Source organism: Azospirillum lipoferum, assembly GCF_024170005.1.
Classification (GTDB): domain Bacteria; phylum Pseudomonadota; class Alphaproteobacteria; order Azospirillales; family Azospirillaceae; genus Azospirillum; species Azospirillum lipoferum.
The window spans coordinates 200,728-223,273 of sequence record NZ_JALJXJ010000002.1; the positions used below are offsets into that span (position 1 = coordinate 200,728).

23 protein-coding genes are annotated in these 22,546 nt (G+C 65.7%); 11 read left to right on the forward strand and 12 right to left on the reverse strand.

Translation table 11 applies throughout. The annotated features are described in order from the left end of the window. Positions 1–125 precede the first annotated feature (125 nt). Both J2848_RS04825 and J2848_RS04830 read left to right on the forward strand, forming a co-directional pair. Entirely contained in the window at positions 126–2,120 is a 1,995-nt protein-coding gene (locus tag J2848_RS04825; protein ID WP_149230209.1) for a methyl-accepting chemotaxis protein, read from the forward strand. 247 nt (positions 2,121–2,367) lie between these two features. Beyond that, positions 2,368–2,607 (forward strand): hypothetical protein, encoded by a 240-nt coding sequence (locus tag J2848_RS04830; RefSeq protein ID WP_149230208.1) that lies wholly within the window; start codon positions 2,368–2,370, stop codon positions 2,605–2,607. Positions 2,608–2,630: 23 nt separating this feature from the next. Here the strand turns inward: J2848_RS04830 and J2848_RS04835 are convergent, their stop codons facing one another. From J2848_RS04835 to J2848_RS04865, 7 genes are all read right to left on the reverse strand, one after another. After that, entirely contained in the window at positions 2,631–2,933 is a 303-nt protein-coding gene (locus J2848_RS04835; protein WP_246193709.1) for a DUF2934 domain-containing protein, read from the reverse strand. A 94-nt stretch (positions 2,934–3,027) separates the two neighbouring features. Next, positions 3,028–4,035 carry an endolytic transglycosylase MltG gene (mltG, locus tag J2848_RS04840; RefSeq protein WP_149230206.1) on the reverse strand — a complete coding sequence of 336 codons (1,008 nt, stop codon included), beginning with the start codon at positions 4,033–4,035 and terminating at the stop codon, positions 3,028–3,030. Between the two features lie 49 nt (positions 4,036–4,084). Further along, the gene (gene fabF / locus J2848_RS04845) at positions 4,085–5,347 is read right to left on the reverse strand and encodes a beta-ketoacyl-ACP synthase II (protein WP_149230205.1); all 1,263 of its coding nucleotides are present in this window, start codon (positions 5,345–5,347) and stop codon (positions 4,085–4,087) included. Between the two features lie 127 nt (positions 5,348–5,474). Then, positions 5,475–5,714, reverse strand: coding sequence for an acyl carrier protein (locus J2848_RS04850; RefSeq protein WP_014247969.1), 240 nt, complete (start codon positions 5,712–5,714; stop codon positions 5,475–5,477). A gap of 188 nt (positions 5,715–5,902) precedes the next feature. Next, the gene (gene fabG / locus J2848_RS04855) at positions 5,903–6,640 is read right to left on the reverse strand and encodes a 3-oxoacyl-[acyl-carrier-protein] reductase (protein WP_149230204.1); all 738 of its coding nucleotides are present in this window, start codon (positions 6,638–6,640) and stop codon (positions 5,903–5,905) included. Between the two features lie 40 nt (positions 6,641–6,680). Beyond that, complete coding sequence (gene fabD, locus J2848_RS04860) at positions 6,681–7,622, reverse strand: ACP S-malonyltransferase (RefSeq protein WP_149230203.1); 942 nt, start codon at positions 7,620–7,622, stop codon at positions 6,681–6,683. A 257-nt stretch (positions 7,623–7,879) separates the two neighbouring features. Further along, positions 7,880–8,866, reverse strand: coding sequence for an acyltransferase family protein (locus tag J2848_RS04865; RefSeq protein ID WP_149230202.1), 987 nt, complete (start codon positions 8,864–8,866; stop codon positions 7,880–7,882). Between the two features lie 426 nt (positions 8,867–9,292). On the opposite strand from J2848_RS04865, the gene rpsF reads away from it, so the two are divergent. The 9 genes from rpsF (at position 9,293) to J2848_RS04910 (ending at position 16,653) form a co-directional block, all read left to right on the forward strand. Continuing rightward, the gene (gene rpsF, locus J2848_RS04870; protein ID WP_063634790.1) at positions 9,293–9,733 is read left to right on the forward strand and encodes a 30S ribosomal protein S6; all 441 of its coding nucleotides are present in this window, start codon (positions 9,293–9,295) and stop codon (positions 9,731–9,733) included. After that, complete coding sequence (gene rpsR, locus J2848_RS04875; protein ID WP_012974291.1) at positions 9,734–10,003, forward strand: 30S ribosomal protein S18; 270 nt, start codon at positions 9,734–9,736, stop codon at positions 10,001–10,003. 49 nt (positions 10,004–10,052) lie between these two features. Continuing rightward, positions 10,053–11,012, forward strand: a complete 960-nt coding sequence (locus J2848_RS04880; RefSeq protein ID WP_149230201.1) for a DUF2232 domain-containing protein — start codon at positions 10,053–10,055, stop codon at positions 11,010–11,012. Further along, positions 11,012–11,572 carry a 50S ribosomal protein L9 gene (gene rplI, locus J2848_RS04885; protein ID WP_149230200.1) on the forward strand — a complete coding sequence of 187 codons (561 nt, stop codon included), beginning with the start codon at positions 11,012–11,014 and terminating at the stop codon, positions 11,570–11,572. The genes J2848_RS04880 and rplI overlap by 1 nt, the downstream gene beginning before the upstream one ends. Before the next feature lie 256 nt (positions 11,573–11,828). Then, positions 11,829–13,097, forward strand: a complete 1,269-nt coding sequence (locus tag J2848_RS04890) for an SAM-dependent methyltransferase (RefSeq protein ID WP_149230199.1) — start codon at positions 11,829–11,831, stop codon at positions 13,095–13,097. Between the two features lie 325 nt (positions 13,098–13,422). Further along, positions 13,423–14,646: an NADP-dependent isocitrate dehydrogenase gene (locus J2848_RS04895; protein WP_149230198.1), complete on the forward strand. Its 1,224-nt coding sequence runs from the start codon at positions 13,423–13,425 to the stop codon at positions 14,644–14,646. A 130-nt stretch (positions 14,647–14,776) separates the two neighbouring features. After that, positions 14,777–15,157 (forward strand): Gfo/Idh/MocA family oxidoreductase, encoded by a 381-nt coding sequence (locus J2848_RS04900; RefSeq protein WP_149230197.1) that lies wholly within the window; start codon positions 14,777–14,779, stop codon positions 15,155–15,157. 92 nt (positions 15,158–15,249) lie between these two features. Continuing rightward, complete coding sequence (locus J2848_RS04905) at positions 15,250–16,206, forward strand: SPFH domain-containing protein (protein WP_149230196.1); 957 nt, start codon at positions 15,250–15,252, stop codon at positions 16,204–16,206. A gap of 3 nt (positions 16,207–16,209) precedes the next feature. After that, entirely contained in the window at positions 16,210–16,653 is a 444-nt protein-coding gene (locus J2848_RS04910) for an NfeD family protein (protein ID WP_149230195.1), read from the forward strand. 59 nt (positions 16,654–16,712) lie between these two features. On the opposite strand, the gene J2848_RS04915 is transcribed toward J2848_RS04910, so the two are convergent. From J2848_RS04915 to J2848_RS04935, 5 genes are all read right to left on the reverse strand, one after another. Continuing rightward, the gene (locus J2848_RS04915) at positions 16,713–17,081 is read right to left on the reverse strand and encodes a GcrA family cell cycle regulator (RefSeq protein ID WP_109047672.1); all 369 of its coding nucleotides are present in this window, start codon (positions 17,079–17,081) and stop codon (positions 16,713–16,715) included. Between the two features lie 174 nt (positions 17,082–17,255). Continuing rightward, the gene (locus J2848_RS04920) at positions 17,256–18,068 is read right to left on the reverse strand and encodes an anti-sigma factor family protein (protein ID WP_149230194.1); all 813 of its coding nucleotides are present in this window, start codon (positions 18,066–18,068) and stop codon (positions 17,256–17,258) included. Further along, positions 18,068–18,586 (reverse strand): RNA polymerase sigma factor, encoded by a 519-nt coding sequence (locus tag J2848_RS04925; protein ID WP_246193707.1) that lies wholly within the window; start codon positions 18,584–18,586, stop codon positions 18,068–18,070. Before J2848_RS04925 ends, J2848_RS04920 begins: the two co-directional genes overlap by 1 nt. Positions 18,587–18,661: 75 nt before the next feature. Next, on the reverse strand, positions 18,662–20,107 hold the full coding sequence (locus J2848_RS04930; protein ID WP_149230192.1) for an NADP-dependent isocitrate dehydrogenase: 1,446 nt from the start codon (positions 20,105–20,107) through the stop codon (positions 18,662–18,664). Positions 20,108–20,246: 139 nt separating this feature from the next. After that, positions 20,247–22,370: a multicopper oxidase family protein gene (locus J2848_RS04935; protein WP_149230191.1), complete on the reverse strand. Its 2,124-nt coding sequence runs from the start codon at positions 22,368–22,370 to the stop codon at positions 20,247–20,249. Positions 22,371–22,546: the final 176 nt, after the last annotated feature.

A 22,546-nucleotide genomic window follows, 5' to 3' on the forward strand; every position in this document is an offset into this window, starting at 1 on the left:
ACCGAAGCAAGGTGATTCCGGCATATGGCCCGGGATGCCGCCCTTCGCGTGCGGCATTCGCCGTCCGCCCATCCGCTCAACCCGGCACCGCCCTTCGCGGCGGCCTTGATTGGACCTCCACCGGCATGTCGATCGCCACCCGCATCGCCCTGGGTTTCGCCGCCGTCCTGTTGCTGACGCTCGCCGTCGCCGTCGTCGGCTGGAGCGGGCTGAACACCTACGCCTCGCAGGTGGAGATCGCCGCCCAGACCGCCCGCCTGGACACGCTGCTATACAGCGCCCGGCAGGAGGAGGCGCGCTATCTGCTGGACGTCGACCCCTCCGCCAGCCGGCGGGTGCGGCAATTAACCGAACAGATGAAGAGCGAAGCCGAGGCGCTGCTGGCCTTGCCCAATCATGCCGTGCCGCCCGACACGCTGAGGGAGGCTCTGGAGAAGCTGGCCGCCTACCGCAAATCCTTCGACGAGGTGGTGGGGCTTGAGGTCGACCGCTTCGCCAGTCTGGCGAAGCTGCGCAAGCAGACCGCGGCCCTGCTGGTGATCGCCCAGACGCTGACGCAAGACCAGTCGGCGCGCTATGCCGATGCGCTGGCCCGGGTGAAGGCCGATCCCGGCGACCGTGCCGCGATGACGGCGCTGGAATCCTCGGCCATGCTGGTGACCATCGCCGGGCGGCTGATCCAGGAGACCCGCGGTGCCCTGCTGGACGTGCAGCAATTCCTGATCGACCATGGCGGTTCCGGCCGCAATTCGCTCAGCGCGAGCATCGACCGGCTGCTCGGCATCGTCAGCGATGTGCGCAAAGCCGCCAACGATACCGACTCCCTGCGCGAATCGGAGAAGCTGACCGCCTCCATCATGGGGGTGGAGACCGAGTTCCTGCTGGTCGCCGACATCGTCGTCCGGCGCAATGCCGCCCGTGACGCCATGCGCGATGCCGCCAGGGTCGTCAACGATCAGGTGACGCAGTTGGTGGCCGCCCAGACGGCGGAGCGGGAGGCCGGGCGGTCGCGCGCGGTGATGCTGCTGTGGAGCGGCGCGCTCGGCGCGCTGGCCGCCGGTACGATTCTGTCGATCCTGATCGCCCGCAGCCTGACCGGTCCCATCGCCGCCACCACCACGGCGGTGCAGCGCCTGTCGGAAGGCGACCTGACAGTCGCGGTGCCCGGAACCGGCCGGCAGGACGAGTTGGGCTCCATCGGCCGTGCCGTCGCCACCGTCATCCAGGTTCTGCATGGACTGCATGGCGAAATGCACAGGCTGTCGGGCAAGCCGGTGGAGGCTGTGGAGGCTGAAAAGGCGCTGGCTTTCCATGGGGCTTATGGCGAGATGGTGGCGCTGTTGCAGGAAACCGGTGCGGCCTTCCGCACCATCGGCGAACAGGCGACCCAGGTCGCCGTCGCCGCCGGACAGGCCAGCACCGCCATCGCCCATGTATCGGACGGCGCATCGGAACAGACCGACGATCTGGATCAGGTGGCGACGGCGGTCGGCCAGTCGGCCCGCGCCATCGCCCATGTCACCGACAGCACGCGCGACACCTCCGAGATGGTGAAGGATGCCGCCGACTTCGCCGATGGCGGGCGGGCGGACATGGCGCGGCTGCTGCGGGTCTCGCAGACCATTGCCGAGAACAGCCGCCGCATCGGCCGCATCACCGAGGCCATCACCCAGATCGCCGTGAAGACCAACATCCTCTCGGTCAACGCCTCGATCGAAGCCGCCCGGGCCGGGGAACAGGGCAAGGGCTTCGAGGTGGTGGCCGAGGAGGTCGGCAAGCTCGCCGACAACGCGGTGGAAAGCGCCCGTCAGATCGCCGAGATCATCGAGGCCGCCGCGGCACTCGCCGAAGAGGGTAAGATGGTCACCGAACAGGCGCGGCGCCGGATGGACGGTCTGGCCGAGCGGGTCGACCGCATCGACGGTGCCTTCCAGTCGGTGGCGGTCGCCATGGAGGAACAGCAGGCCTCCGTCCGCGAGATCGAACGCTCGGTCGAAAGCGTGCGCACCGTCGCCTCCAAGAACGCCGCCGCGTCGGAGGAGATCGCCGCGACCATGGTCCATCTCTCGCGGCTGGCCGACGAGACGCGGCGTCAGGTGTCACGCTTCCAAGCCAGCTGAAGCTTGGCCGTTCGCTGAAGTTCCTGGAGGGGCACCAAGTGCGGGAGGCATTTCCGGAGCGGCCGGCGGTCGCGCATCATCACCGGATGCCAAGCTCTGAAGTGGTAATTCTTAATCCCAGCCGGGATTATCTCGCATTTAAAGTTCTTTTAACCCTATTCCACGCCTAATCGGCCAGCGGGAACGCTCGATCCCGAGAAGACGCTCCACTGAACACTAGACCCACACGACACCGAGGGAGTTCCCCATGCCCGCACAGAAGGTCGCCGATGAAGTCCGCCTGGCCAGCCGCATCCACGCGCGCCTGCTGGATGCCTTCATCGACTTGACGGAGCGGGAACTGGCCGGTCTGGCCCCGGGCTTTGCCGAAGAAAGCCTGATGGAAGCGCTGGAAGCCCTGCGCGCCGCCCGCAAGTCCTACGGCACGACCGCCGGGGTGATGGTCGTCTCCAACCTGCAACTGCCGCAGGCCTCGAACGCCGCCTGACCCCGGGGGCCTTCCGCGCCCGATCAGGCGGTGACCGGCTTTCGGGTCCGCGGCTTGCGCGCTTTCGGGGGCTGGGCCGAAGGACCGGTGGATGCGGCTTCCGCCTCAGCCGGCTTCGCCGCCGTGCGCGGCTTGGCATTGGTGGTCTTGCGCGGAGCCTTCACCACGGCGACGACCGGCGCACGGTCGGGAATGGCAACCGCTTCGGCAAGAATCGCGCGCTCGGCCTGGAGCCAGTGGTCGGCATCGCGGCCGTGGGGGCATCCCTCATTCAGCCAGATCGCATAGGCGCGGTCACGGATGCGTTGTTCGACATCCACGCTCATCACATCTCCCCAGGGAATGGTGGTCGGATTTGCTGCGATGCAAAGACTGCCGAATTCCTAAAATGCGCGCAACCAAGCAGATCGTTATCGGCCGTCACTCCGATGACGTTTCGCCGTGCTCGGGCTGCCGGCTTTGCTGGACCTCGCGCCATTTGGTGACATTGCGGTTGTGGTCCGCCAGCGACTTGGCGAAGACGTGGCCGCCGGTGCCGTCGGCGACGAAATACAGGAACTCGTGCCGTTCCGGCTTCATAACCGCCTGGATCGATGCTTTGCCTGGATTGGCAATCGGCCCCGGCGGCAGGCCGGTCGCGACATAGGTGTTGTAGGGCGACTCGAACTTCCAGTCATTGCGGGTCAGTGCCCGCCCAAGCTCGCCGCTGCCGTCGGTCAGTGCGTAGATCACCGTCGGGTCCGACTGAAGCTTTATGCCGGCTTCCAGCCGGTTGACAAAGACTCCCGCGACCCGCGGCCGCTCCGCGGCGATGCCCGTTTCCTTCTCGACAATGGAAGCCAAGGTCAGGGCCTGCTGCGGTGTCTCGAAGGGCAGGTTCTGGTCGCGGTTCTTCCAGGCCTCCGCCAACACCTGGGTCATCGCCGTCTGCATCCGCTCGACCAGGGCGGCGCGGCTATCGCCATAGGCGAAATGGTAGGTCTCCGGCAGCAGAGAGCCTTCCTTCGGCGACCTCGGAATCTCTCCGGTCAGGCCGGTTTCCCGGGCAAGCAGCGCCACGACCTGGGCCGAGGTCAGCCCTTCCGGCACGGTGAAGCGGTGAACGACGGTGCGGCCCTGGCGCATCTGCTCCAGAACACCTTCGATGCTGATGCCTGCGGGGAACTGGTATTCGCCGGCCTTCAACTCACGGAAAGTGCCGGTCAGCTTGGCCGCGGCGACGAACACCAGCGGCGAGCCGATCACGCTGGAGTCGCTCAGCGTGATGGCGATGGCCTCCAACCCGCTGCCGCGCGGGATGACAACCGTTTCGGATTGCTCCAACGGTCCGGGGGCTGAATAGCGCTGATAGCCCCAGAGGCCAATTCCGCCCGCTGCACCAACCGCGAGGGCCAGTGTCCCCGCGAAAATTCGGAGACCCCAGCCCATCGCTCACCTCTTGAAGACCATAGACCGCAACGCGGGTGTGGCACTTCGCTTACGCGAATTCCTTGAACACCAGCGACGCGTTGGTACCGCCGAACCCGAACGAGTTCGACAGCGCGGCGCGCACACGGCGTTCCTGCGCCACCTTCGGCACCAGATTGACGCCCATGCAGCTCTCGGACGGGTTTTCGAGATTCAACGTAGGCGGCACGATGCCGTGGTTGATCGCCTTGATCGAGTAGATCGCCTCGACCGCACCGGCGGCCCCCAGCAGATGTCCGATGGCCGACTTGGTAGAGGACATCGCCAAGGTATCCATGGCGTCGCCGAACAGGCGCTTCACCGCACCCAGCTCGATCTCGTCGCCAAGCGGCGTGGAGGTGCCGTGGGCGTTGACGTAGTCGATATCGGACGGGTTCATGCCGGCGCGCTTCAGCGCGCCTTTCATGGCGCGGAAACCGCCATTGCCGTCCTCCGCCGGGGCGGAGATGTGGTAGGCGTCGCCCGACAGGCCGTAACCGACGACCTCGGCATAGATGGTGGCGCCGCGCTTCTTCGCGTGCTCCAGCTCCTCCAGCACCACGACACCGGCACCCTCGCCGATGACAAAACCGTCGCGGTCCTTGTCATAGGGACGCGAGGCCTTTTCGGGCGTGTCATTGAAGTTGGTGGACAGAGCACGCATGGCGGCGAAACCGCCGACGCCGAGACGACTGACCGCCGCCTCAGTGCCGCCGGCGACCATGACGTCGGCATCGTCCCACATGATCAGACGGGCAGCGTCGCCGATGGCGTGCGCGCCAGTCGAGCAGGCAGTGACGACCGCATGGTTGGGGCCCTTGAAGCCGTGCTGGATCGAAATGTGGCCGGAGGCCAGATTGATCAGGCAGGCCGGGATGAAAAAGGGCGACAGGCGACGCGGACCCTTTTCGTGCAGGGTCACGGCGCCGTCGGCGATGCCCGGAAGGCCGCCGATGCCCGAGCCGACCATGACGCCGGTCCGCTCACGCTCTTCATCGGTCTGGGGAGCCCAACCCGAATCCTTGATTGCTTCCTGCGCCGCGGCGATGGCGAAGACGATGAAGTCATCCATCTTGCGCTGGTCCTTCGGCGAAACGAAGGTGTCGGCGTTGAATTCGCCCTCACCCGCTCCACGCGGAACCTGCCCGGCGACCTTGGAGGCCAAGTCCGAAGCGTCGAACCCCGTGATGCCGCGGATTCCCGACGTTGCGGAAATCAGCCGCTCCCAGTTCAGCGAGTGGCCGACGCCGAGCGGCGTGACCATACCGAGGCCGGTGACGACGACACGTCTCATGAGGCTGTTCCTTGACCTTTCCTCGAATATTCTGTCGACGATCTGGTCGTCGACGGCCAGGCCCCGCGCTGCTGGTGTCGCAAATGCGGTTCGCCTGGCCCTCGGGGGCTCAATGCCCGCGGCCCGATCAGGCGGCGGCGTTGGCCTTGATGAAGTCGATAGCGTCCTTCACCGACAGGATCTTCTCCGCGGCGTCGTCCGGAATCTCGACACCGAACTCTTCCTCGAAGGCCATGACCAGCTCGACGGTGTCGAGGCTGTCGGCGCCCAGATCGTCGATGAAGGAGGCGTTCTCCACCACCTTCGACTCCTCGACACCCAGGTGGTCCACAACGATCTTCTTCACGCGCTCGGCGATGTCGCTCATCTTTTAAGACCTTCCAATCCTTGAAACCGCTCGGGATAATCCGGTCGGAGCAACACGCGAAGAACGTGCCGTCCTGCCGCGAAAAGCCCCGTCCGATAACACATTTCAGCAGCCTTGACCAGCACCCGCGAGGGAACCTGGTTGGCGCCGTTCTTCACACGTGGCGATGCCGCCCCGTCCGATCCTCATCAGATCATGGCCATGCCGCCGTTGATATGCAGCGTCTGGCCGGTGACGTAGGCGGCTTCCTCGCTCGCGAGGTACACGACCCCGGCGGCGATCTCGTCCGACTGGCCCATGCGGCCGGCCGGTATGGCGGGGAGCAGCTTCTGCTTCTGCTCGTCGTTCAGGGCGTCGGTCATGGCCGTGGCGATGAAGCCCGGCGCGACGCAGTTGACAGTGATATTACGCGAGGCCAACTCGGCCGCCAGCGACTTCGACATGCCGATCAGACCGGCCTTCGACGCGGCGTAGTTGGCCTGCCCCGGATTGCCGGTGACGCCGACGACCGACGTGATGTTGACGATGCGGCCCCAGCGGCGCTTCATCATGCCGCGCATGGCGGCCCGCGACAGGCGGAAGGCCGCCGTCAGGTTCACGTCGATGACCGACTGCCAGTCCTCGTCCTTCAGCCGCATCGCGATCTGGTCGCGGGTCAGGCCGGCATTGTTGACGAGGATGTCGATCTTGCCCAACGCCGCCTCGGCGTCCTTGAACAGCTGCTCGGTTGCCGCGGCCTCGGACAGGTTGCCGGGCACGACGAAGGCGCGCTCTCCCAGTTCGGCGGCCAGAGCCTCCAGCGGGGCGACGCGGGTACCGGACAGCGCAACGGCAGCGCCCTGGGCATGCAGCGCACGGGCGATCGACGCGCCGATGCCGCCGGACGCGCCGGTGACGAGGGCCGACTTGCCGGTCAGGTCAAACATGGATGGCCTCACGAGGCTGATATATCACGGATCAGGGTGATCACAGGGTCTTCAGGAACGACTCGACATCGGCAGGCGTACCGACCGACACCGCCGCCAGATCCTTGTCGATGCGCTTGGTCAGCCCGGCCAATACCTTGCCCGACCCGACCTCGACCAGCCGCTCGACGCCCTGCTCCTTCATATAGAGTACGCATTCGCGCCAGCGGACCATGCCGGTCACCTGTTCAATCAGCAGGCGGCGGATGGCGTTGGGATCCGACACCGCCGATGCGGTGACGTTGGCCACCACCGGAACCGCCGGAGCGGAAATCGTGACGTTCGCCAAAGCCTCCGCCATCGCGTCGGCGGCCGGCTGCATCAGCGAGCAATGGAAGGGTGCGGACACCGGCAGGCGAACCGAACGCTTCAGGCCGCGTTCCGCCGCCAGCGCGATGGCACGGTCGATGGCGTCGGCACTGCCGGAGATCACCACCTGCCCAACCGAATTGTCGTTGGCGATGCTGCACACCTCGCCCTGGGCGGCGTCGGCGGCGATCGCCTGCGCCTGGTCCAGGTCGGCGCCCAGCAGGGCCGCCATGGCGCCCTTGCCGACGGGAACCGCCTTCTGCATCGCCTGACCGCGCAGCTTCAGCAGGCGCGCGGTGTCGCCCAGCGAGAAGGCGCCGGCGGCGCATAGGGCGGAATACTCACCAAGCGAATGGCCGGCGACGAACGTGGCATGCTTGGACAGATCGACTCCGCCCTCGCTCGCCAGCACGCGCATCACGGCGATGCTGACCGCCATCAGGGCGGGCTGGGCGTTCTCGGTCAGGGTGAGGTCGGCCTCGGGGCCTTCGACCATCAGGCGCGACAGCCGCTGGTTCAGCGCGTCGTCCACCTCTTCAAAGGTGTGACGAGCGACTTCGAACGCCTCGGCGAGTTCGCGGCCCATGCCGACGGCCTGGCTGCCCTGCCCCGGAAAGACGAACGCCCTGGTCATGCTTCAGTGAAACCCTGGATGAATGCGCCCCGCCCCTGCGGCGGCACCATGGATTGGGCGACAGTCATACCCTCACTTTTGAGCAAGTCAAGCGACGCGCGATGACCAAAGCGACAATGCTGCGATAAAACGCCACGTAATGAGGCAGAAGGCCCACGAAAAACCGCCGTTCCGGGGGGCTTGTTCGTGGGCTCGCACAGAGGTACCGCGTGCAGGGTCTTGCGCCTTCTGCCACGGCGCAAATCAAAGGCCTGCGGTCACGCCTTGCCCATCAGCGCCACCCTGGTCCAAGGCCTGATCTGCGCCATCGCCTCCAGCACCATCGGACCGATCAGGCCGGAAAGCAGGGCCACCCAGAAGATCACGCCGTCCGGAGCCTCGATCCGGTGCAGGACCACACGCGCACCGGCGGCGAACAGGGCATGATGCAGATAGATGGCGTAGGACGAGGCACCCACGATCCGGAAAACCCAGCTCGACGGCATCGCATGCAGCAGGGTTACCGCTCCCCCCATCCCGCACAGCAGGGCGACACCGCTGTTCCATCCGAAATGAGGCAGATATCCCCACAGCGACGCCTGATGAAGAACGACGCCGATGGCGAGTGCCGCACCGGCGGCAGCCAGCATCGTCTGCCGCGGCACCATCGCCCGGAACCGGGTAACGCCCACACCGAACAGGAAGTGCGGCAACAGGAAGCAGGCCTCATTGATCGACAGGACGTTCGAGTCGGCATGGACGGTCAGGCAGGCAGCCACCGCAGCCGCCATGGCGAGCGCGAAACCGCCCGGACGGTCCATGGCATGGAGCACATCGAGCAGCGCCACCGCGGCGAAGATCAGGAACAGAGCCTGCAGATACCAGAAATGGGCATAGGGGAAGACGTAGATCCGCCACATCGACTCGGGAACAAAGCTTCCATTCGCACCGGGCGCGTGCGTCTGCAGGAAATAGAAGAGGGCGGACACCACCAGGAACGGGAAACCCAGGCGGCGCAACTTCTTGATGAAGAAGGTGGTCAGCCGGTCTGCCCTGGCCGGGTTCAGGGCATAGACCAGCCCCGAAATGAAGGTGAAGAGCGGCATACGGATCAGTTCGAAACTATCGGTGGCGTAGCGGTAGATCGAGCCCTCCGCCACCTGCATTCCGGATCCGGGAATGCCGACCACGTGATAGGCAACCAGCAGAATGCAGGCCAGCCCCCTCAGTTCCACGACATGGTACGGCAACATGTTCTTGCGCATGGCTACTCCAGGCACCGGGCTGTCATTGCCGCGGATGGAGTATGCGGTCTTTATCAACCCATGGCTCCGCCCCGGACGGCAGGGGGAACATGGCGCCCGGAGCGGTGGATTGCACTTCGGTCAAATGCGCCGGACCGTATCCCGCGCGATATCCACCCTTGCCCCATCCCTACCCAGTCCATTCCCAGGTATGCGCAGCAGTGTTCATCCGGGCAGCCCCCTCTTCTTGCGGGTGACGCCCTATGGCCGAGATGGAGTTTGCAAAAGGCAGGCTGGATTTCCGCTTGCTACCACCGCCGGCCTGTGCATACTGCGCCGCTTCATAACTCCTTGCCGGCGGTCCGCCGTCGGCTAGGCCCGGGCGGCTGATCCGATCCATGAGGGATGGGGCGCAGCGCCGGACCATGAACAGCCATGGGGAGTGCAATGGCACTTTACGAGTGCGTGCTGATCGCGCGCCAGGACATTTCGGCCGCCCAGGCCGAGCAGCTCTCTGAGCAGTTCGCCCAGATCGTCCGCGACAACGGCGGCACGATCGCCAAGAGCGAGTACTGGGGTCTGAAGACCCTCACCTACAAGATCAAGAAGAACCGCAAGGGGCACTACACCCTCTTCAACATCGACGCGCCGGCCGCCGCCGTCGCCGAGATGGAGCGGAACATGAGCATCAGCGAAGACGTGCTGCGCTTCATGACCGTGCGTGTCGACGCCCTCGATGCCAACCCGTCGGCGATGATGCAGAGCCGCAACGAGCGTAGCGAGCGCGGCGAGCGTGGTGACCGTGGTCCGCGTCGCTTCGACGACCGTGGCCCGCGTCCGCCGCGTCGCCAGGAAAACGTTGCCGCCGCCGAAGGGGAGACCGCGTAAATGTCCGACAAGCAGACCACGGGCGCTCCGGCCCGCACCGGCGGCGCCCGCCGCCCGTTCTTCCGTCGCCGCAAGACCTGCCCGTTCTCGGGCGCGAATGCCCCGGCGATCGACTACAAGGACGTCAAGCTGCTGTCCCGCTTCATCTCCGAACGCGGGAAGATCGTCCCGAGCCGCATCACCGCGGTCTCGACGAAGAAGCAGCGCGAACTGGCCCGCGCCATCAAGCGCGCCCGTTTCCTGGCCCTTCTCCCCTACGTGGTGAAGTAAGCCCGGCAACGGCCGAATTGTTTCGGTGAAGGTTCTTCAAGGGGTTCCCATGGCCTTGGGTCCGGCCGTACCGCTGGTGGTCGCCGTCAGCGGCGGTCTGGCAAGCGCGTTCTTCTACCTGTCGGTTACATTCGGCGGGATGGGTGCGCTGATCCTGGGCTATCTGGCCCCCCTGCCCCTGTTCCTGACGGGATTGTGGCTGGGGGCTCCGGCGGTGACGTTGGCCGGTCTGGCCGGCGCTGCCGCAGTGATGCTGGGCACCTCCGGCAGCGTGCTGGTGGCACTGTCCTACTTGGTGACCGGGGCCGCCCCGGCGATCCTGGTGGTGCGGCAGTCGCTGCTGGCGCGGTCACGGGAGGATGGAACTCTGGAATGGTATCCGCCCGGCCGGGTCCTGATGGGCCTGACCGGGATGGGCGTGGCGGCGCTGCTCGCCGCGGTGATCCTGACGCTCGGAGAGCCCGGTGGGCTCGAAGGGCTGATGCGACAGACCCTGGCTCGATTCGTCGAACCGGCGTTCCGCTCGCAGGGCCAGCCGGCTCCGGATCCCGAGGCATTCTGGGTGGCGGCCGTCCTGCCGGGGCTGGTTGCGATCTCATGGCTTGTCATGACGATCGTCAACGCGGTGCTCGCGCAGGGGGCGCTGATGCGGTTCGGCCGCAACCGGCGCCCTGCCATGCGTCTGGCCGAGCTGGAATTGCCGAGCTGGCTGGCGCCGCTGTTCGCGGTGTCGGTCGCCGCGGCATCCGCCGTACCGGGAACCGTCGGGTTCCTGGCGGTCAATCTGGCTCTGATCCTGGCTGTCCCGTTCGCCTTCGCCGGGCTTTCGGTGGTTCATGTATTCGCCAGCAGCAAATCGGCGCGCACGCTGATCCTGGTTGGCTTCTACATGATGCTGTTTCTCTTCGGGTGGCCGATCCTGCTTTTGGTCGGCCTGGGCATGATCGAGCAATGGATCGGGCTGCGCCGCCGGTTTTCCCCCGCGGCCCCCGGTCAGGAGGACGAGTGATGGAAGTTATTCTGCTGGAGCGGGTCGAGAAGCTCGGCCAGATGGGCCAGGTCGTCAATGTGCGTCCCGGCTTCGCCCGCAACTATCTGCTGCCGCAGCGGAAGGCCATGCGCGCCACCAAGGCGAACCTGGCCGTCTTCGAGAAGCAGAAGGCCCACCTTGAAGCCGTGAACCTGGAGCGCCGCAAGGACGCCGAGCAGGTCGCGGCCAAGATGGACAACGTGACGGTCGTCGTGATCCGCCAAGCCGCCGAGACCGGCGTCCTGTACGGCTCCGTGACCACCCGCGACGTCTCCGACGCGCTGACTGCCGCCGGCTACAAGACCGACCGCAAGCAGGTCCAGATCGACACCCCGATCAAGACCCTGGGTCTGTTCAAGCTGCGCGTCGTCCTGCATCCGGAAGTGTCGATCACGGTCACGGTCAACGTCGCCCGTTCGGCCGAAGAGGCCGAGCTGCAGGCTCAGCGTGGCGGCATGATCACCGCCGCCGACCTGCGCGACGACGAGGAAGAAGAGACCTTCGTCGAAGAGACCGCGACCGAGGAAGAGGAGGGCTGATCGCCCTTCTGCCCGCGGAAGCCCTGAAGATGCCTTTGGGGTTATCGCGGCACTGTCGCACCGCTTGTCCGGAAGCCGCCCGCCCCATCCCGGGGCCGGGCGGTTTTCCGCATTCAGGGTATGGTGGAGCGAGGTTGCACATAACTCTGCGCATAGGGCAGCAATGCCCAATTGGGTAGCAGTTCTGACCGATTGACGGATTGTCGCACCCCTCCGTGCGCGCGATGCTTAGACGGCACCGCGGAAGGAGTTCGGCATGCTGCTGGTTCGTCTGCTTGCCGCCGCCAAGGGCGACGGAACCCTCAACCTCGTCACGGCAGATGGGAAGCACCATCGGATCGGGTCCGGTCCGCCCCATCTGACGCTTCGTCTGCATGACCACCGGGTGGAACGGGATCTGCTGATCAACCCGCGTCTGCGTTTCGGTGAAGCCTATATGGACGGCCGCTTCTCGATCGAAGGCGGCACCATCTACGACCTGCTGTCGATGCTGATGAGCGGCACCGAGGTGCAGGGCGCGCTGGGCCGTGCGCTGGAATCACTGTCGCCGCTGCTGCGCCATGTGCAGCAATACAACCCGATGCAGCGGTCGCGGCAGAATGTGGAGCACCATTACAATCTGTCGCGCCAGTTCTATCAACTCTTCCTCGACCGCGACATGCAGTATTCCTGTGCCTATTTTCCGGAACCGGGGATATCGCTGGACGAGGCGCAGGAGGCCAAGAAGCGGCACATCGCGGCCAAGCTGCTGATCGTTCCGGGCATGCGGGTGCTCGACGTCGGCTGCGGCTGGGGCGGCATGGCGCTCTATCTGGCGCGGCACACCGGCGCGCGGGTGACCGGCATCACCCTGTCGTCCGAGCAGTTGGCGGTCGCACGCCAGCGGGCGGAGGAGGCAGGGCTGGCCGACCGCGTCAGCTTCGAACTGCGCGACTATCGAGAATTCGCGGCCGCTCACCGGGGTGCCTTCGACCGCATCGTCTCGGTCGGCATGTTCGAGCATGTCGGCGTGCCGCATTATCGCGATTACTTCTCAGCGGTGCGCGAAATGCTGAACGACGACGGCGTGGCGCTGATCCACTCAATCGGGCGACTCGACGGGCCGGCCAGCACCAACCCCTGGATCCGCAAATACATCTTCCCCGGCGGCTACTCCCCTGCCTTGTCGGAGGTGCTGCCGGTCATCGAGCGGTCCGGCCTGCTGGCCACCGACTTGGAAGTGCTGCGTCTGCATTATGCCGAGACGCTACGCCACTGGCGAGCCCGCTTCCTCGCCCGCTGGGAAGAGGCCAAGGTGCTGTATGACGAGCGCTTCTGCCGGATGTGGGAGTTCTATCTGGCTGGTGCAGAGCTGGCGTTCCGCCTGCAAGGGCACATGGTGTTCCAGGTCCAACTCGCGCGCTCGCTGGGGGCGGTGCCTCTGACCCGAGACTACATGCTGAATGCGGAACGGGACCTTACCGGTGCATCAGCAGGGCAATCGGCGGACCTGAGGCCCTCGCGCACACCGGAGTCGGCAGCCTGAACGTTCCAAGCGCCGGATTTGCCGCTCCACCAGGTCATTCCACCGCGTCAGCAGCCCAATCCGGGCAACCGGTAATACCAATTGACCATCATGGCCGGGCGCAGGGCCGCGTTGCAAGCGGAATCGTGCGACATCGACGCCTGAACCACGACCGCGCCTTCCTTTCCGTCACGGGGCGATGCTATATAACCGCGATTGATTTCCGCCCGGGGTACCGGGGAGCCACCCATGCGGCATGCTCCCCGGCAACAAGCGCCCGCTGGACGACGCGCCCGGCTCCCAAGGAATGACAACGCCCTTACCCGTTCGGGGAGATCTCGCACCCATGACCAAGATCAAGGTAGCCAATCCGGTCGTCGAACTCGACGGCGACGAGATGACGCGCATCATCTGGCAGTTCATCAAAGACAAGCTGATCCTGCCCTACCTCGACATCGACCTGAAGTACTACGACCTCGGCATCGAGAACCGTGACAAGACCGACGACAAGGTCACCGTCGAGTCGGCGAACGCCATCAAGCAGTATGGCGTCGGCGTGAAGTGCGCGACCATCACCCCGGACGAGGCGCGGGTGAAGGAGTTCAACCTCAAGAAGATGTGGAAGTCGCCGAACGGCACGATCCGCAACATCCTGGGCGGCACCGTCTTCCGCGAGCCGATCGTCTGCTCCAACGTTCCGCGCTATGTTCCGGGCTGGACCAAGCCGATCATCATCGGCCGTCACGCCTTCGGCGATCAGTACAAGGCCACCGACTTCGTCGTTCCGGGCCCGGGCAAGCTGACCATCAAGTGGGAAGCGGCAGAGGGCGGCGAGAAGATCGAGCATGAAGTCTACGACTTCCCCGGCGCCGGCGTGGCGATGGGCATGTACAACCTCGACGAGTCGATCGAGGGCTTCGCCCACTCCAGCTTCATGTACGGCCTGGAGCGCGGCTACTCGGTCTACCTGTCGACCAAGAACACGATCCTGAAGGCCTATGATGGCCGCTTCAAGGACATCTTCCAGAAGGTCTTCGACGAGACCTACGCCGACCAGTTCAAGGCCAAGGGCCTGGTCTACGAACACCGCCTGATCGACGACATGGTCGCTTCGGCCCTGAAGTGGGAAGGCGGTTTCGTGTGGGCCTGTAAGAACTACGACGGCGACGTGGAGTCGGACGTCGTGGCGCAGGGCTTCGGCTCGCTGGGCCTGATGACCTCGGTCCTGGTCACGCCGGACGGCAAGACCGTCGAGGCCGAGGCCGCCCACGGCACGGTGACCCGCCACTACCGCGAGCACCAGAAGGGCAAGGAAACCTCGACCAACCCGATCGCCTCGATCTATGCCTGGACCCAGGGTCTGGCCTATCGCGGCAAGTTCGACAACACCCCGGACGTGATCAAGTTCGCCCAGACGCTGGAGCGCGTCTGCGTCGAGACCGTCGAGTCCGGCTACATGACCAAGGATCTCGCCATCCTGATCGGCCCGCAGCAGCCGTGGCTGACCACCAAGCAGTTCCTGGACAAGCTGTCGGACAATCTGGAAAAGAAGATGGCCGCCTGGTCGTAAGGCCGACGCCGTCTTTTATGGGTGCGACGCCGCGTCCGGGTCAAACCGGATCGCGGCTCGGCTAGGGTTCGGGCGGGGAGTTTCGGCTCCCCGCCTTTTTCTTGTCCGAAATTGGAAAGGACCGAACCCGATGCCAAACGATCTGTTCCGCGTCGCCGTCATCGGCGCTGGCGAGACCGGAACGCCCCTGCTGCGCAAACTGCTGGCCGTCCCCTTCGTCGAGCTGCTGGGTGTGGCCGACCTCGATCGTGAGGCGCCGGGCATGCGCCTTGCGGATCAACACGGCGTGAAGACCACCACCAACTTCCATGATCTGGCAGAACTGGGCGAGCGGTTGGACGTGCTGATCGACGTCACCGGCGTGCCGGCGGTCCGCGAATCGCTGCGCAAGGCGATGCAGGAGACCGGCAACCACCACACCGTGATCGTCCATGAGACGGTGATTCAGCTGATGCTGTCACTGCTGAACGGCGAACTGGTGCGGCTGAAGCGTGATATGCAGGATTATTGAGACAGCGCCAGCATTTGCAGCCCCTCGAAATTGCCTCATGATGGAGCGAGGGCGTCTATCGCGGCGCCCGTCCATGTCAGGAGCGGCCATCGATGGAACTCGGCATTCTGGTCATCGCGGCGTTCGTGCTGGTCGTCATTCTGGCAGTCACCAGCGTCCGCACCGTCCCCCAGGGCTTCAACTTCATCGTCGAGCGGCTGGGCCGCTATCAGGAGACGCTGCATCCCGGCTTCAATGTCATCTTCCCGGTTATCACCTCCGTGCGGGCCAAGGTCGACATGCGCGAGACCGTGGTGGATGTACCATCACAGAGCGTCATCACCAAGGACAACGCCGCGGTGACCGCCGACGGCGTGCTGTATTTCCAAGTGCTTGATCCAATGAAGGCGACCTATGAGGTCAACGACCTGCAACGGGCGATCCAGACGCTGGCAATGACCACCACCCGCACGGTGATGGGCTCCATGGACCTCGACGAGTTGCTGAGCCAGCGCGAGGCGATCAACGCCAGCCTCCTGCGTGCCGTGGATGAAGCCACCGCCTCCTGGGGGGTTCGGGTAACCCGCATCGAGCTGCGCGACATCACCCCGCCCGACGACATCGTCGAGGCGATGGGCCGGCAGTTGAAGGCAGAACGTCTGCGCCGCGCCCAGATCCTGGAGGCCGACGCTGAGAAGGAAAGCCAGATCCGCATTGCCCAGGGCAAGTTGGAGGCCGCCAAGCTTGAGGCCGAAGCACGGGAACGGCTGGCGGAGGCGGAGGCCAAGGCGACGCGGATGGTGTCCGAAGCGGTGGCGCAGGGATCGAGCCAGGCGCTGGGCTATTTCCTCGGCCAGAAATACATGGAGGCGCTGAAGGCCTTCGCCGCTTCGCCCAATCAAAAGACAATGATCCTGCCGGTGGAGCTTGCCGGGGTCGCCGGTGCCCTGGCGGGACTGGGCGAGTTGGTGCGTGACGCTACTCCGCCCCGGACGCCGGAGCCGCCTGCCCACGCTCCGCGCCATCCCTGGTCGGTGCCACCGACTGCGGTCTCGTCCGACGAGGAGTGAGGGATGTCGCCTCTGCTTTGGGGAGCGCTGGGTGCCGTGCTGATCGCGGCGGAACTGGTGATCCCTGGACTGTTCCTGATCTGGTTCGGCGGGGCGGCACTGCTGACCGGGCTGGTCACCGCGCTGTGGCATGATTGGGGTCTGGTCAACGAGGCCGGCTTCTTCACCATCGCCGCCGGAGCAGCGGTTGCGGCCGCCATGATCCACGCGCGCCGCCGGAATGCGTCGGCGGAGAGCGATGCCGCCCAGATCAACGACCGTGCCGGCCAGCTGGTCGGCCGTGCGGTCACGCTGAGCGAGCCGATCGTCAATGGCCAGGGCCGGGTGTTCGTCGGTGACACGCTGTGGGCAGTCGAAGGGCCAGATCGGCCGGCCGGGGCCGCGATGCTGGTCGCCGGCCACAAGGGTATGGTGCTGGTTGTGCGCGATGCGGCGCAGGAGCGGTAGGCAACAAAAAAGCCCGCCTCCCTTCCGGGAGCGGGCTTTTTGGGTGTCGCATCGGCTGGTCAGGCGGCGCCGACGTTGCGGTCTTCCTCACGCTTCTTACTGCCCGAGGCCGGCTGGTAGGCCAGGGCGGCATGCTCCGCGCAATAGGGCATGCCCGGCAGAGCGGTCTTGCCACAGAAGTGGAAGTCCTGGTGCTTGGGGTCGCCGACCGGCCATTTGCACATCCGCTCGGTCAGAGCGAGGATGGTGGCGCCGCGCGTCGGCTTCTTCTTGATGGGCGACGGCCGGCCTGACAAGCCCAGGCGATGGGCCTTGCCGATGACCGCGTTGCGGGTGATGTCTCCCAGAATGTCGGCGATTTCGCTCGCGCTCAAACCCTGGGACCAGAGATCCTTGAGCTGTTGAATCCGCTCGTCCGTCCAACTCATCCCCGAGTACTCCCGATCCGGTGTCCGGTTATGCTGTGGCAAACAGGTTACGGTCTAGTGCCGTTTTCCATAAGCCGCAACATTTTGTGCCAGCCGGTGAAGAAGCTACCAGATGACGGCCGCAGACGATAGAGGGGCGCGGCAACATTCCTGTTGATAAGTCCGTGGGCAAACTCACGAATTCAGCGCGCCATAAACCTCCTCGGCGACGTTGGACAGGGTATCCCGGTCGGCCTCGCCAGCGACGGCAAGCGCTAACCCATTGTCCTGCCAATACAAAGCGCGGACCCCGCCATCCTGCGCGAAACGGAATGCCGAACCGGAGGTGTTGGGAGAGGGGCGGATATACAACGTGATGCGACGCCCGGCCGCATCCTCGTACATGTACATTGCAACAGGTCCAACAGAATCGGCCAAAAGCCGCCCGCCGATCAGCTGGTAGCCCCCTCGTGTGACTTTTGGGCAACGCATGTTCTTGCCCAGCCGCTTGGACAGCCAGTTCACCAGATGCGCCTCCTCATCGACGCCGATCTCGACCGGATGGCGGACTTCGACGGAGAAGACGCGGTGGGCGGCGACGGCGTCGGCAATGAAGGCGGCGGTCAGCGGTTCTGTCCGCCCGCCGATGCGGTCGCGCAGCAGCCAGCCGCTGGTTCCACCGGCGACGAAGACCAGGAGGGAGGCGGCAATCGCCATTCCCCACCAAGCACCCCGGCGACGGCCCCAGCCCCGACCAAGAGCCGGCTTTTCCGAAGGGTCCCGGGCGGTGAAGGGCGGAGTCAGGCGGTCGGGCAGCGGCTGGTCGATCAGCGGACCGAAGCTCTGACCCAGCAGAGAGCGCTGGGCGCGGTAGCGTTCGAAACGCTGGGCTACGTCAGGATTTTCGGCGAGGTGGCGCTCGACGTCGGCCAGCCGTTCCTCCGGCAATTCGCCGTCGATCCAGGCATGCAACTCGGCCTCGGTCACGGGATTGCGGGTGCCGCTCATCACTTGATCCTCCTGACGACCTGCTGGGTTCCACCGTCCAACAGGATCCTCAATTTTTCGCGCGCCCGGGCCAGCCGCGACATCACCGTCCCGATCGGCAGTTCCAGAACCTCCGCCACCTCGCGGTAAGACAGCCCCTCCATACCCGTCAGCAGCAGGATGGTGCGGTGTTCGTCGGTCAGCTGGGCGAAGGCGCGGACGAAGTCACGCACCGCCCCACGGTCGGCCGGCGGGGCGCTGAGCGCCAGATCGTCGGCCAGATCCTCCACCGGCACCTCCGCCCCGCGCCGGCGCCGGCCGCGTTGGCTGGAGATGTGCAGGTTATGCAGGATCGTCATCAGCCAGCCGCCGAGCTTCGACGGGTCGCGCAGCGCGTGGCGGTTGGCCAGCGCCTTTTCCACACAGTCCTGCACCAGATCGTCGGCGTCCGCCCGGTTGCCCACCAGCGCGGTGGCATAGCGCCGGAGCCGCGGCACATGCGCGGCGATGGCGCGGTCGTCGATGTCGGGCGGGCTCATATCGGATCCGGGGATAGCGTCTTCACCCGTCATGACGCCCTGCCCTGCCGGTTTATTCCAACAGCGCCGATCACTTCAAAGCCCCGGCGAGGAGAAGCCGGCCTTGCCGTCGAAATTGCTGAGATTCTCGGTCTGGGTGAAGTCGATTCCGGCCGAGGCCAGCCGACCCAGCAGTTCGACGATGGCGCCATGCTGCACCGGGCCGTGCTGCGCCAGGAAGCGGCAGCGCCAATGGTCGGTGCAGAAGACGTCGGCATTGCCGTCCGGCCAGACCCGTTGCGAGCGGTTGGAGATGCTGGTCAGCTTCAGGGCCTCGGTCGACAGCGGAAGCACCAGCTCCGCCAGATCGTCGGGCAGCCCGCCGGACCATTGCAGGAAGACGTCGACGCCGACCAGTTCCTTCAGCGCGCGCACGCGCGGAGCCAGCCGGTTGAGGCCGTCATAGGTCGGCCGCGCGGTGGAGTAGCCGACCGGCGGCATGGTGACCGGGGTCTGGCCCAGCCGCTCCACCACCGCTTCGGCGAAGGCGGCGGTGCCGGCCCGCACGCGGCCCAGGCCGCGGGCATAGATGTCGGCGGTGTGGATGCCGTCCTCGATGGTCTTCAGCCACGCATTGTGGATGCGCGCGGCGATGTCGCCCTGGCCGATATGGACCAGCAGCATCACCGCGGCCATCAGCAGGCCCGACGGGTTGGCGATGCCCTGCCCGGCGATCATCGGGGCGGACCCATGGATCGCCTCGAACATGGCGCAGGTCTCGCCGATGTTGGCGGAACCGGCCAAACCGACAGAGCCGGTCAGCTGGGCGGCGATGTCGGAGACGATGTCGCCGTAGAGGTTCAGGGTGACGATGACGTCGAAGCGCTCCGGCTGGTCGGCCAGCCGGGCGGCGCCGATGTCGACGATCATGTGGTCGGCCTTGATCTCCGGATAGTCGGCGGCGATCTCGTAGAAGATCTTCAGGAACAGCCCGTCCGTCATCTTCATGACGTTGTCCTTGACGAAGGCCGTCACCTTTTGCCGGTGGTTGGAGCGGGCGAAGTCGAAGGCATAGCGGACGATGCGCTCCGACCCCGGCCGCGAGATCAGCTTGACCGACTGGATCACGTCGTCGGTCTGGCGGTGCTCGATGCCGGCGTAGAGGTCTTCCTCGTTCTCGCGGATGATGACCACGTCCATGCGCGGATGCCGGGTCCGCACATAGGGGTGGTAGGACACGCAGGGACGGACATTGGCGAACAGGCCCAGCGTGGTGCGGGCGACGACGTTCAGCGACTTGTTGCCATATCCCTGGGGCATGGTGATCGGCCCCTTCAGGAAGACCCGCGTGCGGCGGATCGATCCCCAGCCGGCGGCATCCAGCCCGCCGGGATGGCCCCGCTTGTAGACGGCCTCGCCGGCCGGAACCTCTTCCACCTTCAGCCGCGCGCCGGCCGCATTCATCACATAGAGCACCGCATCCGTGATCTCTGGGCCGATGCCGTCGCCGCGGGCGACCGTGACGGGGGTGATATCGCGCATGCACTCACTCCAACGGGACGCGCGACCGTAGACGCAAACAGGGGCCTTTTTCAATGGTTGGAGGCAGCGACGGATGGCAGCATTCGGGTGGCGCGCGCCCCTGCTCCCGGCTTTTCAGGAGCAGGAGCGCGCCGGCCGGTCAGTGATGCGCCCCGGCGACGCCGCCATGGCCGTCGGGCACGCCGATGCTGACATTCTGCATCATGCCCTGGTCCTCATGATCGAGGATGTGGCAGTGCAGCACATACTCGCCGATGTAGCGCTCGTAGCGGGTGCGGACGGTCACCTTGTAGACGCCCTTCGGCGGCTCGGTCGAGGTGAGCCCCTTGACGTTGCTCTTGACCCAGAGCGTGTCCTTCCACACGCCCTTCATCCCGGCGTAATCGGGATCGCCGGAGCCGGGTTCGCTGACGTCGCGCCCGTCGGGGCCGATGACCGAAACGATCTCGAACGGGTTGACGTGGATGTGGAAGGGGTGGCTGCCGGCGTAGGATTCCAGTTCCCATTGCTGCGCCGTATCCAGAATCACCGGCCGGTTGATCACGTCCGGCTGGTAGGAGGACGCGCCCTTCGGACCATAGGTGCCGTCGGGATTCTGGACCACCTCGAAGCTGTTGGCGACCTGGAACAGCGTCTTGGTCTGCCCCCCGTCCGTCGGCACGGTGTTGATGTAGAAGACCAGTTCCTGCTTGGGCTGGTGCATGACCTCATGCTCGCCGATCGGCCGGTGGGCGGTGAACTTGGTGAAGCGCGGGCAATAGGGGCTGTCGGTCAGGGTCTGGCCGGCGCAGCGGGCATTCAGGTCGGTTATCACCTCCCTGGAGACGGAGCGCTGGTATTTCGTCGCGTTGATCGACAGCTGGCGGATGGTCTCCTTCACCGGATCCTTGACCACGCGGTCGCCGCGCACGCGGACGAAGCCCAGCACGCCGGTGGAGGTGGCGGTCTGGTCGGGGCTGGCGTTGGCGGCCGCCTCCTTGTTGATGACGCAGTAGATGCCGGACTCCGGGAAATTGACCAGCAGATCGTCACGATAGCCCGGCTCCATCCGCACGCTGTCGCGCACCTGACCTTCCCCCATGGTCAGGCCGTCGGAGGCGGCCAGGATGTAGGGCACCGGCTGTCCGGTGCAGCGCTCCTTGGCGAAGCGGTCCTGGTCGGCGGCCGACAGGGTCTTTTCGGCCTGGAAGAAGCCGGTGGGGTCCAGCTTGCGGAACTCCACCGTGATCGGCGAGCGGACGCCGCCATGGATCAGGCGCCAGCGTTCGGGCTGCCCGGTCTTCCCGTTGGCGAACATCGGGCGGACACGGCCGTTGACCGTGGTGAAGCGCCCGGACTGTTCCCAGGTCTTCGGCGCGAACTGCTCGTAGGAGATCACCTGGCCCACCTCGCCCGGCGCGCAGCTCCAGTCGATGGTCTTGCCATCGTCCTTGTACTTCAGCTTGCCGTCCTTGGTGGTGCAGGCGTAGGGGATCTGCTCGAACAGCAGGACCCGCTCGGTCATCGCCACGCCCTTGCGGCTGGTCAGCAGGGTGTCGAGATCGCCGTTGGCCTCCGGGGTCGGCGGGCGGTCGCCGCGGATGATCAGGGCGCCGGCCATGCCGCTGCCGACCTGGAGGGCGGTCGAGCCGTGGCGGTGCGGGTGATACCAGAAGGTGCCGGCGGGATGGTCGGCCGGAATGTTGTATTCATACTCGAAATTGACGCCAGGATTGATCGACACCAGCACATTGTCGCTGTTGCCGGCCGGGCTGACCCAGACGCCGTGGCTGTGCAGGTTGGTGCCGTTGAAGCAGTGCGGGGTGTTGACGTCCGCCGCCGCCTGGCTGGTGCAGTTCGGATCGGGCGGCAGCTCGTTGTGCAGCTTGATGCGGATCGTGTCGCCCGGCGTCGCCTGGATGGTCGGCGCGACATAGGGGTGGGCGGGATCGACGTCGGTGCCGCGATAGCTGCGCAGCCGCACCGCGTCCGGACGGCCCTGGGCCGGGTTGCGGATGTAGCCGTCGGTGAAGGTGACGAACAGGTCGTAATTGCGCTCCTGCCCGGTGTGCGGACGGGCGGTGGCCTGCGGCTGGCGCATCAGCAGCGAGCCGACGCGCGGCGATTCGGAATTGCCCAGCACCGGCGGATTGCCGAACGCCTCGCCAGCCGGTTCCGCGGCGTCCTTCGCCGTGGCGGTGGCCGCCAGGGCGCCCGATGTCACGCCGGGCGTGGCGCCCAGCGCCAGGGGCAGCAGCAGGCTTAATAAATATGTATGCCTCATGAAATAATCCCTCCGTTCAGCCCTATGGACGGAGATATGATCCCTGATAATTGATATTTGCAACGGTTATACACGTTTAATCATGTGGTGCCGCGATATGCTGCTCACTGGCTGGGGCGGGGATGGCGGGGATAGGGACCGTGGGGTGGTGAATGGAACATGTGAAACGCCGTGAA